Origin of the sequence: Mongoliimonas terrestris, assembly GCF_001927285.1 — a bacterium.
GTDB lineage: Bacteria > Pseudomonadota > Alphaproteobacteria > Rhizobiales > Pleomorphomonadaceae > Chthonobacter > Chthonobacter terrestris.
On sequence record NZ_MSIG01000009.1, the window covers coordinates 180,584 to 194,819 of the forward strand.

Here is a 14,236-nt window from a genome sequence, read left to right on the forward strand (position 1 = left end):
TCAACATGCGTCGCGCCCAAACGTTCCATGCCCAGGCACCGGCTCCCGCGGAGCAGGGCTGGGACGACGATGAGGCCATGGCCGAACTCGCCCGGCTGGTGGACGAGGATCTGCAGGCTTCGGTGCGCCGGGTCAACGGCCCGCACGACATGACCGAGACGCTCGCCGCCGAGTTCGACCGCACCTACGGGTCCATGGATCCGGTCGACCTCGACACCGGCCGTCCGGTCGCCCAGCGCGGCCAGCAGACCTACGCGGACGCGTGGGACGACGACGCCCTCGACGCCTATTCGGAAGAGCTGATCACCTTCACCGAGGCCGAGCCCGACCGGTTCGACGCCGGCATGCTGCCGCCCCATTCCTACGCGGAGGAGCACGCCGCCCCGGCGCCGCGCCGCCGTTTCGGCATGATGGCGCTCGCCGGCCTCGTGGTCGTCGCCGGCGTCGGTGCCGCCGCCTACGCGCTCGTCGGCGGCGTGTCCGGCCTCGGCGAGCCGCAGCTCGTCCGCGCGCCCGACGGCCCCTACAAGGTCGTGCCGGAGACCACCGAGGTCGCCGACGCCCCTCCGCCGGTCTTCAGCCCGCGCGAAGCCATGCCCGACAAGGGCGAGGACCGCCTTCTCACCCGCTCCGAGACCGTGCCGGACCTGCCGGGCGTCCGCACCCCCGGCTCCCCGGTCATCCTGCCGAACGGCGAGGAAGTCATTCCGGACACCGATCTGGTCGACGCCGGCCCGCGCCGCGTCCGCACCGTGCTCGTCAAGCCGGACGGCACCATCATCGACGCGCCGGACGGCCCCGTCCCGTCGCTCGCCAACCGCGCCGCCCCGGCGTCGGCCGAGGCCACCGGTGCCGACGCGCCCGGCGTCGACGGCGACCCGATGACCACCGCCGGCATCCTGCCGACCCCGGAGCAGGTCGATCCCATCGCCGCGCTCGCCAACGCCCCCGCGCAGCCTGTCCAGACGCAGACCGCCTCGCTGGAGCCGCTGCCGCCGCTCGACCCGGCCACCGACATCGGCGCCCTCGCCACCGCGACCCCGGAGGCGATCGCCCCGCAGGCCGTCAGCCCCGTCACCGTTCCGGGCTCCGTGCCGCCTGTGACCGCGCCCGCCGACGCGGCGTTCGGCGAGCCCCAGGCCGGCCAGCCGCCGGTCGCCGAGGCTCCCGTCGCCGTGAACGCTCCGGTCCCGGTCAGCCGCCCGGCCGCGCCCCGCAGTGCGCCGGTCAGCGCCGAGGCCGCCGCGCCCCTCGCCGTTGCCGCCGCCGACCCGATCGCCACCCCGGCGCCGGTCGCCGCCGCTCCCGCCCCGGTTGCCACCGCCCCGGCGTCCGGATCGGCCGCCTTCGTCCAGGTCTCTTCCCAGCGCTCCGAAGCCGCCGCCGTCTCGGCCTTCCAGTCCCTGCAGAAGAAGTTCCCGTCCCTCCTCGGCGGCGTCAGCCCCGATGTCCAGCGCGCCGACCTCGGCGAAAAGGGCATCTACTACCGCGCCCGCATCGGCCAACCCACCCGCGAAGCCGCCATCAACCTCTGCGAACGCCTCAAGTCCGCCGGCGGCGACTGCCTCATCGCCCGCAACTGACCGGGCCGAAGCCGCCCAGCCCGGCGGGCGCATCCCACCCAACGGACCGCCCCCGCCGGCACCCCCATCCTCCGCCACCGTCATGGTCCGCGGAGGCGGACCACCCACGCATTCCCCCGGCCACCGTCCCTGAAAAGCATGGCTGGTCCGCCTCCGCGGACCATGACGACGGCGGGTGTGACGAAGGGGATGAGCGCGACCCCACAGGCAATCGCGTCACCCGCTCCCCCATCCTCCTCCACCGTCATGGTCCGGTTCATCCGGACCACCCACGCATTTGCTCACCCGCAAAGCGTGGGTGGTCCGCCTCCGCGGACCATGACGATGGCGGGTGTGGAATGAACCGCGGAGAGCCACCGACCGGATCAGCCCCACCGGCTCCCCCATCCTCCTTGATCGTCATGGTCCGGTTCATCCGGACCACCCACGCATTTGTCCGGCCACCCGCCCCATAACGCGTGGCCGTCCCGTCTCCGGGGACCATGACGATGGCGGCGGTGGAATAAGCTGCGGAGCGCCACCGACCGGATCAGCCCTACCGGCTCCCCCATCCTCCTCCACCGTCATGGTCCGGTTCATCCGGACCACCCACGCATTTGCCCGGCCACCCGCCCCATAACGCATGGCCGTCCCGTCTCCGCGGACCATCACGAGGACGGCGCCGGTGATCACCGGCAGGCGCATTGCCCCGAGGCGCTTTCGCTCCGGTCTCCCCCGGTCGTCACCCCGGCGAAAGCCGGGGCCCAACCGACCGCACCGTCACCCTCACCCGCGAAGAACCCCCACCGACGGTTGGATCCCGGCCTTCGCCGGGATGACGGGTGCGGGTGGAGCGTGTAGGGGGCTCGAACCCCCGCATCCAACCTCCCCCCACCCCCCGCATTCCAATCTCCCCCCGCTTCCGGCATAAGCGAGTCCCCAACCGCCCCGTCCCCTACCCGCCGGAGCCCACGCCCATGCCGCGCGCCTTCATCACCGGCCTCGCCGGCCCCGTCCTCACCGACGACGAGCGGCGCTTTCTCACCGAGGCGGATCCCTGGGGCCTCATCCTGTTCCGCCGCAACGTGGCGACGCCCGACCAGCTCCGCGCCCTCACCGACGCCTTTCGCGAGGCGGTCGGCCGCGACGCGCCCGTGCTGGTCGACCAGGAGGGCGGCCGGGTGCAGCGGCTGACGGCGCCGCTCTGGCGGAAATACCCGTCCGCCCGCCGCCTCCACGCCGCCGCCGCCGGCGATCTCTCGCTGATCCGCGACACCGCCCGCGCCATGGCGGCGGATCTTCGCGCCGCCGGCATCACCGTCGACTGCGCCCCGTGCCTCGACCTCGGCCTGCCGGACCAGAGCCAGGTGATCGGCGACCGCGCCTATGCGGGCGATCCCGCTGCCGTCGCCGCCGCCGGACGGGCCGCCGCCGCGGGTTTCCTGGCGGGCGGCGTCCTGCCGGTCATCAAGCACATGCCCGGGCACGGCCGCGCCACCGTCGACAGCCACCACCACTTGCCGGTGGTCACCGCCCGCTTCGAGGACCTTGCCGCCACGGACTTCGCCCCCTTCGTGGCGCTCTCGGATCTGCCCGCCGCGATGACGGCCCACATCGTCTACACCGCGCTCGATCCGGACTGGCCGGCCACCCAGTCGGCCGTCGTGATCGGCGAGATCATCCGCGGCCTCATCGGCTTCGACGGCCTTCTCCTCTCCGACGACGTCTCCATGAATGCCCTCACCGGAACGGTGGACGACCGGGCCGCCCGCTCGCTCGCCGCCGGCTGCGACATCGCCCTCCACTGCAACGGCCTGATGGCCGAGATGGAGGCGGTCGCCGCCGTGGCACCGATGCTGGAGGGGAGGGCGCTGGAGCGGGCCGAACGGGCGTTGAGCCACGTCCGCGAGCCGGATAGGGTCGACCTCGACGCGCTCCACGCCCGCCTCGACGCGGCGCTCGCCGCCGATGGGTCCGGCGTCGGCCTCTGATGCCAGGCCCGCCCGGCCGGCACCGGAGCGGGTCGGCGCGTGGGGACGGGGCGGCGGAACGGACGAGCCATGGACGAAGGCAGCGAGGGCAAGTCATCGGCACCGGACGACTGGCCCGCCGGCGGGCCGGAGATCCGGCCCGCCGGCGGGCCGGAGATCCGGCCGGCCGGGGACGGTGCCCTCATCGTCGACGTGGACGGCTTTGAAGGCCCGCTCGACCTTCTCCTCACCCTCGCCCGTACCCAGAAGGTGGATCTTGCCCGCATTTCCGTGCTGGCGCTTGCAGAGCAATACCTCCTCTTCGTGGAGGAGGCCCGCAAGCTCCGCCTGGAACTTGCCGCCGACTATCTGGTCATGGCGGCCTGGCTCGCCTACCTGAAGTCGCGCCTGCTGATCCCGGACCCGCCCGCCGACGACGACGAGCCGACCGGCGAGGAACTCGCCCTCCATCTGGCCTTCCGCCTCCGCCGCCTGGAGGCCATGCGCACCGCCGCCGCCCATCTGATGGAGCGCCAGCGGCTCGGCCGCGACGTCTTCGCGCGCGGCGCCCCGGAGCCGGTCACCGTGAACACCACGACCGCCTTCGAGGCGACGCTCTACGATCTCCTCGCCGCCTACGCGGCCGAGCGCCAGCGCCACATCGTCACCCGGGTCCACGTCCGCCGCCGCGCCGTCTGGTCGCTCGCCGAGGCGCGGGACATCCTGCAGCGCCTGATCGGCCGGCACGCGGACTGGGTGCCGCTGGACAGCTTTCTTCGCCCCTACATGACCGCCCCCGACGTCAGCGCCACGGTGCGAGCGTCCACCTTCACGGCGACCCTGGAACTCGTCCGCGAGGGCAAGATGGAGCTCCGCCAGTCGGAGGCCTACGGCCCCCTCTATGTCCGCGCCGCCATGCCGCGCGCCGTCTCCGATGGGGAGGAGGAGAGCGCGTGACCGCCGACGACGCCGACCCGCCCGACGACGAGGCCCGCGGCCCCGAAGACGATCCTGCCGGCGACACCGCCGAGGAGCGGCGCCTCTTCGCCCATCGCATCGCCGAGGCGCTGCTCTTCGCCTCCGCCACCCCCCTCTCGGAAGCCGCGCTCGCCGCCCGCATGCCGGCGGGCGTGCCGGTCGCCGCCGTGATGGCCGACCTGCAGGCGCTCTATGCCGGACGCGGCGTCCAGCTCGTCCGGGTCGGCGGCCAGTGGATGTTCCGCACCGCCGACGACCTCGGCTTCCTCCTCCGCCACGAAGCCCGCGAGCAGCGCAAGCTCTCCCGCGCCGCCCTGGAGACCCTCGCCATCGTGGCCTACCACCAGCCGGTCACCCGCGCCGAGGTGGAGGAGATTCGCGGCGTCAGCACTGTGAAGGGCTCCATGGACGTGCTGATGGAAGTGGGCTGGGTCCGCATGCGTGGCCGGCGCCGTTCGCCCGGGCGGCCGGTCACCTACGGCACCACCGAGGCCTTCCTGATCCACTTCGGCCTCGACAGCCTCTCCGATCTCCCCGGCCTCGACGAGTTGCGCGGGGCCGGTCTCCTGGAGGGCAACATCCCGCCGGGCTTCTCCATCCCGACCCCGCGCGACGAGGGCCTTCGCGCCGACGAGGAGCCGCTCGACGACGTCGACCCCGACGAGGGGGATTTCGACCCCGGCGACAGGGACGAGGACACATCGAACGACGGCAATCGATCGCGACCCGACCGCGACGACGGGGACGACGACGGCTGAGCGGACCGCCGGGAGGGGTCGGAGACGCGCGTGTCGGCTTCATCCCCGCTACATCCGGCGACATGGCCGCTTCGTAGCGGCTACATCGCTGCCGAGAAGCCGGAAAACCGCGCTCAAACAACCTTGTTGCAGCGCGACGTAACCCCCACATCCGGGCTTCGTAGGCTACAGGTTATGCGTCGGTTGCGCGTTTCTGCGGCTTCGCAACGGGATACAAGCTGGTAGAACCCGCTGGACGGATCCGATGGAAGACAGCCCGCGCCTCATGCCCGATCTCGCCGCCAAGAACGCCGCCGCCGACCTGCCGGACTGGGGCCAGCGGGGCACCGCGCCGGCCATCATCGCCTCAAGGCTGACCTTCGAGGCGGTCACCCACGCCTATGACGGCGTGCCCTCCCTGAAGGGCGTTTCTCTCGACGTGGCGCCTGGAGAAATCGTTTGCCTTCTGGGTCATTCCGGATGCGGAAAGACCACGCTCCTGCGCATCGTCGCCGGCTTGGAGCAGCCCTCCAGCGGCCGCGTCAGCATCGACGGCGTCGAGATGGCCGGCCCGCAGCGCTTCGTGCCGCCGGAGAAGCGCGGCGTCGGCCTGATGTTCCAGGACTACGCCCTCTTCCCGCACCTGACGATTCTCGCCAACGTCATGTTCGGCCTCACCTTTCTGGATCGCCCCGCGGCCGAACGCGCGGCCCGCGCCGCCCTTGGCCGGGTCGGGCTGGAGGCCTACGCCGACGACTATCCCCATGCGCTTTCCGGCGGCGAGCAGCAGCGGGTGGCGCTCGCCCGCGCCATCGTCCCCCGTCCGTCCGTTCTCCTCATGGACGAACCTTTTTCCGGCCTCGACCGGCGCCTCCGCGACAACGTCCGGGACGAGACCATCGCCGTCCTCCGCGAGACCCGCGCCACCGCGCTCGTGGTCACCCACGACCCGGAGGAGGCCATGCGGATGGCCGACCGGATCGCCCTCATGCGCGGCGGCGTGCTCGTCCAGATCGGCACGGCGGAAGACCTCTACGCCCGCCCGGTCGACCTCTTCGCCGCCCGATTCTTCTCTGAAGTCAACGTGATACCGGGTGTCGCCCAGGCCGGCTCGGTGGCGACCGCGCTCGGCCGCTTCGCCGCGCCCGGCTTTGCGGACGGGGCCGCCGTGGACGTCTGCGTCCGCCTCCCGGGCCTCCTCCTCGACCCGCCGGAGGGCGGCACTCCGGGCCGGGTGCTCCGACAGCGCTTCCTCGGCGAGGTCTGCCTGGTGGAGGTGGTCGTCGACGGCCTCGACCGGCCGCTGAAGGCCAGGATGCGGGCACCGGCGGCGCCCTATGCGGTCGGCACGGACGTTTTCGTCGGCACGGATCCCCGAGACGTCCTCGTATTTTCCCGATGAGACCCCACATGCTCGGGGTCAAAGGGGTTTTGTTGCGGTGCCAATCCCTTTGTGCAATGGTGCCGGCCAAATCAAGGGCACCGCTTCAGCGGGGAGTTTCGAGGTATGGGTTCGTTCAGCATCTGGCACTGGCTCATCGTGCTGGTGGTCGTGCTTCTTCTCTTCGGCCGTGGCAAAATTCCTGAGCTCGCGGGTGATTTTGCGAAGGGCATCAAGAACTTCAAGAAGGGCCTCGCCGACAAGGACGACGAGACTGCCGAGGTCGCCAAGCCGGTGGACATGAGGACGCTCGACCACAAGCCGGCCGATCCGATCGCCGGCAAGACGCAGGACGTCAACAAGGCCTGATCGGTCCTCCAGAGGGGGGCGTGGACGCGGGCGGGCTTCAGAGGCCCGCGCGTAACGCCCGTGCGGACGTCACGTCATGTTTGAAATCGGTTGGACGGAAATCATGGTGATCGCCGTGGTGGCGATCGTGGTCGTCGGCCCGAAGGATCTGCCGCGGCTCTTGCGCACGGTCGGTCGCTTCATCGGTCAGGCCCGTCGCATGGCCGGCGATTTTCAGTCGCAGTTCAACGCCGCGCTCCGGGAAGCCGAGCGCGAGGTCGATCTCCTGGAGACCAAGAAGAACCTGGAGTCGATCAACCCGCTGTCCGAGGTCAAATCCGCCCTCGACCCGGTGCGATCGATCGGCAACGACATCAAGCGCGACCTGAACCAGATCGGCGCGGCCCCCATGGCCTCGCCAACCCCGACCGCATCGGACGCGCCCGTCGCCGCCGAACCGCTGAAGACCGGCCATGCGGCCGACGTGCCCGCATCCGCCGCCCCGGCGAGCCAGCCGACACCGGTGACCGCACCGGCGAACGGCGCCGCCGCATCGACCCCGCCGGCCCAGCCGGTCGCAGCGCCGCAGCCGGTGCCCCCGGCCCAGCCGGTCCAGGCCCCGGTGATCGGCGCGCCCCTCGACCTGACCAGGACCGGCACCGCCGGCGACGGAGCTGAGCGTTGAGCGACAAAGACGACATCGAAGCGTCCCGCGCGCCATTGATCGATCATCTGATCGAGCTGCGGTCCCGGCTGATCAAGTCTTTGATCGCCATCTTCTTCTGCTTCATCGTCTGCTTCTATTTCGCCACCGGAATCTTCAACATTCTGGTTGTGCCATACGAGCAGGCGGCCGGCGTCGGCCAGGACGTCCAGCTGATCTACACGGCACCGCAGGAATATTTCTTCACCCAGCTGAAGATCGCACTGTTCGGCGCTTTGTTCATCGCCTTTCCGGTCATCGCCTCGCAGATCTACATGTTCGTGGCGCCGGGCCTCTACAAGAACGAACGCCAGGCTTTTCTGCCGTTCCTGGTGGCGACGCCGATTTTGTTCCTGCTTGGCGCGATGCTCGTCTACTTCCTGGTCATGCCGACGATCATGAATTTCTTCCTGTCCATGGAGCAGGAAGGCGGGGAGGGGCAGGCATCCATTTCGCTCCTGCCGCGCGTGTCCGAGTACCTCGGCCTGATCATGACGATGATCTTCGCCTTCGGCATCACCTTCCAGCTGCCGGTGATCCTCACCCTGCTCGGCCGGGCGGGGGTGCTGACGGAGGAGACCCTTCGGGAGAAGCGCCGCTATGCGATCGTCGGCGCCTTCGTGGCCGCCGCCATCCTGACGCCGCCGGATCCGCTCAGCCAGATCCTTCTTGCGGTGCCCACGATGCTTCTCTACGAAGTCAGCATCATCGCCCTCAGACTCATGAAGAAGCGCGACGAGGAGCGGCGGACCACGGCCGAGACCTGACCCGTTGACGGGCAGTCGCCGGGCCCGGTGCCCTCGCGTTCCGGGATCAAGGTCGCTCCATGCTCGATATCAAGTGGATCCGTGAGGAGCCCGAGGCGCTTGTCCGCGCCCTCATGCGCCGGAACCAGCCGGAAGCGGTGGCGCGCGCCACCGTGGACGAGGTCATCGCCGCCGACGACGCCCGCCGCCAGCACCTGAAGGCCCTCCAGGAGGCGCAGGAGCGCCGCAACGCCGCCTCCAAGGACATCGGCAAAGCCAAGGCCGCCAAGGACGAAGCCGCCGCCGCTGCCCTGATGGCCGAGGTCGGCGCGCTGAAGAGCTTCATCCAGGAAGGCGAGCAGAAGGAGCGCGACCTCGACCTCGCCCTCCAGGGCGCGCTCGCCGTCATCCCCAACGTGCCTGCGGACGACGTTCCGGACGGCAAGGACGAGCACGACAACGTCGAATACCGCCGCCACCGGGAGCCGAAGGGCTTCAACTACGCCCCGAAGGAGCATTTCGAGCTCGGCGAGGCCCTCGGCGGCATGGACTTCGAGCGGGCCGCCCGCCTCTCCGGCGCCCGCTTCACGGTGCTGAAGGGCCCGATCGCCCGCCTCGAGCGCGCCCTCGGTCAATACATGCTCGACGTCCACACCACCGAGCACGGCTACATGGAGGTGCAGCCGCCGCTGATGGTGCGCGACGACGCCATGTTCGGCACCGGCCAGCTGCCGAAGTTCGCCGAGGATCTCTTCCGCACCACCGACGGGCGCTGGCTGATCCCGACGGCCGAGGTGCCGCTGACCAACCTCGTCTACGGCGAGATCCTGGAGGAGAAGGCGCTGCCGCTCCGCATGACCGCGCTAACGCCCTGTTTCCGCTCCGAAGCCGGGTCGGCCGGCCGGGACGTGCGCGGCATGCTGCGCCAGCATCAGTTCTACAAGGTGGAACTCGTCTCCATCACGGCGGCGGAGACCTCCCGCGACGAGCACGAGCGCATGCTGACCTGCGCCGAGACGGTTCTGCAGCGCCTCGGCCTCGCCTACCGGGTCGTCACCCTCTGCACCGGTGACATGGGCTTCGGCAGCCAGAAGACCTACGACATCGAGGTCTGGCTGCCCGGCCAGAACCAGTATCGCGAAATCTCGTCCTGCTCGGTCTGCGGCGACTTCCAGGCGCGACGGATGAACGCCCGCTACCGGCCGTCGGGCGATACCAAGGGCACCCGGTTCGTGCACACGCTGAACGGATCCGGCACGGCCGTCGGCCGCGCCCTCATTGCCGTCATGGAGACGTGGCAGAACGAGGACGGATCCATCACCGTGCCCGACGTGTTGAGGCCCTACATGGGCGGCCTCGACCGCATCGACCGGATCTGACCGGATCCGCCGGAACGGGGCGCGACAAGGCGCCTCGATCCGAATTTCGCCTGAACCCTTCCGTTCATTCGAGGATCCGATGCGCCTTCTGATCACCAACGACGACGGCATTCTGGCCCCCGGGCTGCAGACGCTCGCCCGCATCGCCGCCGCCGTCGGCACGGAAGTGTGGATCGTGGCGCCGGAGACGGACCAGTCGGGCCTCGCCCACTCGCTGACGCTGCACGACCCCCTGCGGGTGCGCCAGATCGACACCCGCAGCTTCGCGGTGCGCGGCACCCCCACCGACTGCGTGATCATGGCCGTCCGCGAACTGATGCCGTCGCCGCCGGACGCGATCCTTTCCGGCGTCAACGCCGGCTCCAACATCGCCGACGACGTGACCTATTCGGGCACCGTGGCCGGCGCCATCGAGGGCACGCTCCTCGGCATTCCGTCGATCGCGCTCAGCCAGGGGTTCAGCTGGCGCGAAGGCGCGGTGATTCCCTATGAAACCGCCGAGGCCCACGCGCCGGACATCGTGCGCCGAGTGCTGGCTGCCGGGATCCCGCGCGGCACGCTCGTGAACCTCAACTTCCCGGACTGCGCGCCGGACGACGTGGTCGGCACCGAGATCACCCGCCAGGGCACCGCCACCCACGGGCTGACCGCGGAGGCGAGAATCGACAGCCGGCGCAAGCCCTACTACTGGCTCGCCTACGCGCGCTCCACCACGCCGCCGGAGCCGGGCACCGATGTATACGCGCTGGCAGCCGGCCGCATCTCGGTGACGCCGCTCCGGCTGGACATGACCGACCACGACGGTCTCGCCCGGCTCGCCGACGTGCTCGGCCCGGTGCTCGCCGCCGACACCCAGGGGAGGTGAGACGCCGGTGATCGCCCTCAGCGCGCGCGACAAGGTGGCCCTCGTGGAAATGCTCGCGGGCCTCAAGCGGGACGGCGTGACCGATCGGCGGATCCTGTCCGCCATCGCGGGCGTGCCGCGCCGGGTGTTCGTCGCCGCGCCCTACCAGCCGAGCGCCTACATGGACAAGGCCCTGCCGATCGAATGCGGGCAAGTGATGAGCGCGCCCTCGGTGACGGCCATCCTGCTCGCCGCGCTCGACTTGAAGCTCGACCACAAGGTGCTGGAGGTCGGCTGCGGCAGCGGTTATCAGGCCGCCGTCCTGGCCCGCATGGTGACGCGTGTGGTGACGGTCGACCGCTTCCGCAGTCTGGTGGAACTCGCCGAGGACCGGTTCGCCGCCCTGAAGATCGAGAACATCAACGCCCTGGTGGCGGACGGGCTGGAAGGCTTCACCCGCCACGCGCCCTACGACCGCATTCTGGTCGATGGCGCGGTCGGCCGAATCCCCCCGCCGCTGCTCGACCAACTGGGCGAGAAGGGCATCCTCGTCGCTCCGGTCGGCACCGGCACCACCCAGACCCTGGTGCGGGTGGTGCGCGACGGGCGGCTGTTCCAGCGCGAGGAGATCGGCACCGTCCGCTTCGTTCCACTGATGGACGGCATCGCCGCGCGGCTTTGATTTCGCAACGGCGCACATGCTGCCAGACCGTTGCAGGAAGGTCACGTTCGGCTGTGGGAAACCGCGCAAAACCGCCGGTTTCCGTCCGTACGGGCCGCAGCCGGTGCGATGGTTTTAAAGGTTTATAAACGTTACTCGGCTTTAATCTCGTCATCCGGTGAAGCGTGGCGAGAACTCCGAGGATTTGCATGACCACCCGACCTTCCAAAGGCTCTCTCCTGGCTCGGGTTGCCACCGTGGCCGTCATCGCGGGCGGATCGGCTGCCTGCAGTTCGGACGTGACCCGTTTCGGGACCCTGTTCGACGAGACCGGCAACCGCTCGCAGATCGTCGCGCAGGCGCCCCAGCCGGCCGCGGCGGCGCCGACCTATAACGACGACATGGTGACCGGATCGGTCCAGTCGGGCGGCGGCTACCGCGCCCCGGCGGTGACGTCCGGCACGCTGCCGCCGGCGCCCGGCGCCGTGGTGTCGAACGCGCCCTATCAGAATTCCCCGCTGGCCGGGTCCGACCCCTATGCCCAGCCGACGTCCGTGGCGCCGCTGCCGCCCGTGGGCGGCGCGCCGTCCGTCGCCACCTTGCCGCCGGTCGCGCCAGGGGCGGTTGCAACAGTGCCGCGCGCGGCGGGCTGGAGCCCGGACGGCGGCACCACCGTCACCCTGCGACAGGGCGAGACCATCGCCGATCTGTCCCGCCGCTACGGCGTGCCGGAGAAGTCGCTGCGGGCGGCCAACAATCTCACCGCCTCGAGCGCGGTGCAGCCCGGCCAGCAGATCGTGATCCCGACTTTCTCGTCCGGCGGCGCCCCGGCGGCGGTGGCGACGACGCAGCCGACGACCGCGCCGGGCGCCGGCACCCTCGGCCAGATGCCCGGCTCGGGCGCCACCCAGACCGCCACGGCGGGGCAGGGCAGCCTCTACACGGTCCAGCCGGGCGACAGCCTCGGCAAGATCGCGAACCGCAACGGCATGAAGTCGACCGAATTGGCCCGCGCCAACGGCATCGACCCGGCCGCGCCCATCCGCATCGGGCAGAAGCTGACGATCCCGGTCCCTGGCCAGCCGAACACCCAGGTGGCGGCCGTCGCCACCAACACGCTCACCGACGCCTCGCTGCAGCCGGCCGCCGTGCCGCGCCTGCCGGCGGTCACGCCGGGGCAGCCGGCCGTGCCGGCGGCGACCGTTCAGCAGCCGCCCGCGTCGGCACCGCCGGTCCAGCAGCAGGCGGCCGTTCAGCCGACCAAGCCGCGGGAGGTGGAGCAGAGCGGCGGCGTGGAGAGCGCCAAGGCCGGCAACTTCCGCTGGCCGGTGCGTGGCCGCGTGATCTCCGGCTTCGGCGCCAAGGCGAGCGGCGAGCGCAACGACGGCATCAACATCGAGGTGCCCGAAGGCACGCCGATCAAGGCGGCCGAGGGCGGCACCGTGATCTATGCCGGCAACGAGTTGAAGGGCTACGGCAACCTGGTGCTGGTGAAGCATCCGAACGGCTTCGTGTCGGCCTACGCCCACGCCAGCGAAATCCTCGTCCAGCGCGGCGACACTGTGATGCGCGGGCAGACGCTCGGCAAGGTGGGCGCCACCGGCAGCGTGAACCGGCCGCAGCTTCACTTCGAAATCCGCAACGGCAACCGCCCGGTCGATCCGCTGCCGCACCTGAACGGCTGATCGCCAAAACTGTCAATGACTTGGACGAAGGGACTGCGACGGTGTCGCAGCCCCTTCGCGTTTCGCGTGAAGAGGACGGTCAGCCCAGACGGACGCCGAGCCGGCCGGCGAGATCCTGCACGTACTGCCAGGCGACGCGGCCAGACCGGGCGCCGCGGGTGGTAGACCACTCCAGCGATTCGGCGCGCAGCGTCTCGGCCGGCACCGTCAGGCCGAACCGGTCGGCGTAGGCGAACACCATGTCCAGATAGTCGTCCTGCGAGCACTTGTGGAAGCCGACCCAGAGGCCGAAGCGGTCGGAGAGGGACACCTTCTCCTCCACCGCTTCGCTCGGGTTGATGGCGGTGGAGCGCTCGTTCTCCATCATGTCGCGCGGCAAGAGATGGCGCCGGTTCGAGGTGGCGTAGAAGAGCACGTTCTCCGGCCGGCCCTCGATTCCCCCTTCCAGCACTGCCTTCAGCGACTTGTAGGAGGTGTCGTCGTGGTCGAAGGAGAGATCGTCGCAGAAGACGATGAAGCGGTGCGGGTCCGGGCGCAGGAGCGTCATCAGGTCCGGCAGGGTCTCGATGTCCTCCCTGTGGATCTCGACCAGCTTCAACGTCCGTTCGCCGGCGGCCCGGCGGGTCTCGTTCACCGTGGCGTGGGCGGCCTTCACCAGCGACGACTTGCCCATGCCGCGGGCGCCCCAGAGGAGGGCGTTGTTGGCCGGCAGGCCGGCGGCGAAGCGTTCTGTGTTGTCGGTGATGATGTCGCGGCTCCGGTCGATTCCCTTCAGGAGGTCCATCGCCACCCGGTTCACCTGGGGAACCGGCTGCAGCGCCCGTGCGGAGGCCTGCCAGACGAAGGCGTCGGCGGCGGAAAAATCGGGCGCGACGGGCAGCGGCGGAACGCTCCGCTCCAGGAGGGAGACCAGGCGGGCGAGGTGATGGTTGAGAGCGGCGACGGCGTCGTCCGGCAGGTCTTTCGGCACGCTGACCTCGAGGCTGGAGAAGAGGGCGGATCGGTCCGACTTAAAACCCAGCTTGGAGCCGACTGCAAACCCGTCCGGGAAGGCCGGATCGAAAGGCGGCTGAGCGGCGCCGCAAGGGTCCGCTCATGGCCGTTTACGCCCCGTTTGCTTTCCGGCGGGGTCTCGGTATAGTCCGCGCGCTTTCGAAGGGGTATCCGGGTCGCCACGGCGGGCCGGTGTCCCCGGTCGCCTCGCTGATGTCGGGGCGCATGATCCCGACCGTCGTCAAGGAG

13 protein-coding genes are annotated in these 14,236 nt (G+C 70.4%); 12 read left to right on the forward strand and 1 reads right to left on the reverse strand.

Going from position 1 to position 14,236, the window contains the following annotated elements; genetic code table 11:
- The first annotated feature begins 5 nt into the window (after window positions 1-5).
- The 12 genes from BUQ68_RS24445 (at window position 6) to BUQ68_RS14750 (ending at window position 12,994) form a co-directional block, all read left to right on the forward strand.
- On the forward strand, window positions 6-1,583 hold the full coding sequence (locus BUQ68_RS24445; RefSeq protein WP_139315249.1) for an SPOR domain-containing protein: 1,578 nt from the start codon (window positions 6-8) through the stop codon (window positions 1,581-1,583).
- 956 nt (window positions 1,584-2,539) lie between these two features.
- On the forward strand, window positions 2,540-3,553 hold the full coding sequence (nagZ, locus tag BUQ68_RS14700) for a beta-N-acetylhexosaminidase (RefSeq protein WP_075216734.1): 1,014 nt from the start codon (window positions 2,540-2,542) through the stop codon (window positions 3,551-3,553).
- 69 nt (window positions 3,554-3,622) lie between these two features.
- Window positions 3,623-4,489, forward strand: coding sequence for a segregation and condensation protein A (locus BUQ68_RS14705; RefSeq protein WP_075216735.1), 867 nt, complete (start codon window positions 3,623-3,625; stop codon window positions 4,487-4,489).
- A complete protein-coding gene (gene scpB / locus BUQ68_RS14710; protein ID WP_075216736.1) occupies window positions 4,486-5,268 on the forward strand; it encodes an SMC-Scp complex subunit ScpB in 783 nt (260 codons plus the stop codon). The genes BUQ68_RS14705 and scpB overlap by 4 nt, the downstream gene beginning before the upstream one ends.
- Window positions 5,269-5,533: 265 nt before the next feature.
- Window positions 5,534-6,649, forward strand: coding sequence for an ABC transporter ATP-binding protein (locus BUQ68_RS14715; protein WP_083656596.1), 1,116 nt, complete (start codon window positions 5,534-5,536; stop codon window positions 6,647-6,649).
- A 105-nt stretch (window positions 6,650-6,754) separates the two neighbouring features.
- Window positions 6,755-6,997 (forward strand): twin-arginine translocase TatA/TatE family subunit, encoded by a 243-nt coding sequence (locus BUQ68_RS14720; protein WP_075216737.1) that lies wholly within the window; start codon window positions 6,755-6,757, stop codon window positions 6,995-6,997.
- Between the two features lie 76 nt (window positions 6,998-7,073).
- Window positions 7,074-7,661 (forward strand): Sec-independent protein translocase protein TatB, encoded by a 588-nt coding sequence (gene tatB / locus BUQ68_RS14725; RefSeq protein ID WP_075216738.1) that lies wholly within the window; start codon window positions 7,074-7,076, stop codon window positions 7,659-7,661.
- Window positions 7,658-8,446, forward strand: coding sequence for a twin-arginine translocase subunit TatC (gene tatC, locus BUQ68_RS14730; RefSeq protein ID WP_075216739.1), 789 nt, complete (start codon window positions 7,658-7,660; stop codon window positions 8,444-8,446). Before tatB ends, tatC begins: the two co-directional genes overlap by 4 nt.
- Window positions 8,447-8,505: 59 nt before the next feature.
- On the forward strand, window positions 8,506-9,804 hold the full coding sequence (gene serS / locus BUQ68_RS14735) for a serine--tRNA ligase (protein WP_075216740.1): 1,299 nt from the start codon (window positions 8,506-8,508) through the stop codon (window positions 9,802-9,804).
- Window positions 9,805-9,883: 79 nt separating this feature from the next.
- A complete protein-coding gene (gene surE, locus BUQ68_RS14740; RefSeq protein WP_075216741.1) occupies window positions 9,884-10,669 on the forward strand; it encodes a 5'/3'-nucleotidase SurE in 786 nt (261 codons plus the stop codon).
- 7 nt (window positions 10,670-10,676) lie between these two features.
- Window positions 10,677-11,330 (forward strand): protein-L-isoaspartate(D-aspartate) O-methyltransferase, encoded by a 654-nt coding sequence (locus tag BUQ68_RS14745; protein ID WP_245293264.1) that lies wholly within the window; start codon window positions 10,677-10,679, stop codon window positions 11,328-11,330.
- Window positions 11,331-11,608: 278 nt separating this feature from the next.
- Window positions 11,609-12,994: a peptidoglycan DD-metalloendopeptidase family protein gene (locus BUQ68_RS14750; RefSeq protein ID WP_210215648.1), complete on the forward strand. Its 1,386-nt coding sequence runs from the start codon at window positions 11,609-11,611 to the stop codon at window positions 12,992-12,994.
- A gap of 79 nt (window positions 12,995-13,073) precedes the next feature.
- Here BUQ68_RS14750 and BUQ68_RS14755 read toward each other — a convergent pair whose 3' ends face one another.
- The gene (locus BUQ68_RS14755) at window positions 13,074-13,952 is read right to left on the reverse strand and encodes an ATP-binding protein (RefSeq protein WP_075216789.1); all 879 of its coding nucleotides are present in this window, start codon (window positions 13,950-13,952) and stop codon (window positions 13,074-13,076) included.
- Window positions 13,953-14,236: the final 284 nt, after the last annotated feature.